Annotated in this window: 2 tRNA genes; both read left to right on the top strand. The window is 49.0% G+C overall.

The annotated features are described in order from the left end of the window. Positions 1-49 precede the first annotated feature (49 nt). Positions 50-126, top strand: a tRNA-Pro gene (locus EVJ29_RS15350). Positions 127-137: 11 nt separating this feature from the next. Further along, positions 138-213 (top strand) — tRNA-Ala (locus tag EVJ29_RS15345). Positions 214-351: the final 138 nt, after the last annotated feature.

Raw genomic sequence — 351 nt, 5'->3', positions numbered from 1 at the left:
CGAATCTAAAGGCCGGGAGTTCGAATCTCTCAGGGTGCACCATTTATAACGGGAAGTAGCTCAGCTTGGTAGAGCACTTGGTTTGGGACCAAGGGGTCGCAGGTTCGAATCCTGTCTTCCCGACCATCATAACTTTTGGGGCCTTAGCTCAGCTGGGAGAGCGCCTGCCTTGCACGCAGGAGGTCAGCGGTTCGATCCCGCTAGGCTCCACCAATTCTTTAACTGACGAACTTTGAAAACTGAACGATGAGGCAAAAAAGTTTTACAAGTTTTGATTGAAGCGCAAGCTTCGTCATTTTCAAGAGCTATATCAAATTCTTTGGAGAGTTTGATCCTGGCTCAGGACGAACG

The organism is Exiguobacterium sp. SH4S7 (assembly GCF_004336795.1).
GTDB lineage: Bacteria > Bacillota > Bacilli > Exiguobacteriales > Exiguobacteriaceae > Exiguobacterium > Exiguobacterium aurantiacum_A.
Note: the sequence above shows the minus strand (reverse complement) of the source record. Positions and strands in the feature narration are given on the sequence as shown.